We start from the raw sequence: 1125 nt of genomic DNA on the forward strand, positions 1-1125 counted from the left end.
TAGAGTTGTTTTTTTAAATCAATGGCGGTTAGCTATATTAAAATTCCATATTCCAGCAGCTAATAAAATAAGTATATCTTTTACACATGGTATATGATTTCTAAATCTTTCAACTAAACATCTGAAGCGCTTCATACCACCTATAACATTTTCTACAATAATACGTTTCCCACTCATTTCTCTATTTTCATTTTTCTGTGTCTGAGTAAGTTGTGGATTAGGATTTTTTTTTGATTTATTCGGTTTTTTATGTGGTATAAGAATACTTTTTACTTCATAGTTTTTATCAAACCCCATGTAACCAAGATCAACAAGAATATTAAAAGTAGAAAACCAATTTAATGAAGGGTTAAATTCTTTTTTAAACATTCCGTAATCGTGATTTTTACCTGGAAATGTCATTCCTACATATAAAATTACAAAGCTTAAAGAGGCGATAACTGTATTCTTGTTCGTGTGTTTCTTTTTTTTCCACTATAGTGTTCTTCTTGTATTTCATGGTCTTGTGGGCGTTGGATAGCACGTTCTGTAGCATCTATTATCAAGGTGTCAATATCTTTAAAAGCTTCACGCATCTCTTCTGGGGATTTAAATTCTGTTTTTGGCAATACATTAAAATGATCTAATGTTTTAATAAAAATAGGAATCAATTTATATAATAATGTACATGAATTTGATCCGCTCATATTAAACATAAATCCAAGTTGATCAAACGTAGGATAGCATTTTAAATAATGTAAAAAGAAAATTAATTTATCTGTAGTTGTTTCTAATGTGGCTTTACGACCATTGTTCGGTTTTATTTTATCTTTTTTATTTTCTTCTTTTTGTAAAAAAAGAAAATTATCGAATATTGGTAATATCAATAAAAATTGCTGAGGACTTAATCCTATAACTGCTCTTAATTGTCTTTCGGTATGAAATCTTGGTGAAATATCAGTTATACTCATTTTTATATATTATCGGCGTAGTATTTATTTTAATAAGATTATTTTACGCCATATTTAATTTATATATTAATTAAATTTACTTTCATTTAAAATCAATGGCTTACAATTTTAGCACTTCCGATCAATATTCATATAACATATTGTTTTATATTGATTTATTTAAAATAACAACTCT

The 1125-nt window shown here is 26.8% G+C and carries 2 protein-coding genes; both read right to left on the reverse strand.

Annotated features, from left to right (window positions below):
* Window positions 1-18: 18 nt before the first annotated feature.
* Entirely contained in the window at window positions 19-438 is a 420-nt protein-coding gene (locus CRENPOLYSF2_RS03900) for a transposase family protein (RefSeq protein ID WP_087142655.1), read from the reverse strand.
* Complete coding sequence (locus tag CRENPOLYSF2_RS03905) at window positions 426-950, reverse strand: helix-turn-helix domain-containing protein (RefSeq protein WP_087142656.1); 525 nt, start codon at window positions 948-950, stop codon at window positions 426-428. Before CRENPOLYSF2_RS03905 ends, CRENPOLYSF2_RS03900 begins: the two co-directional genes overlap by 13 nt.
* Window positions 951-1125 lie beyond the last annotated feature (175 nt).

This window comes from Crenothrix polyspora (genome assembly GCF_900163755.1).
In the GTDB taxonomy this organism is placed as follows: domain Bacteria; phylum Pseudomonadota; class Gammaproteobacteria; order Methylococcales; family Methylomonadaceae; genus Crenothrix; species Crenothrix polyspora.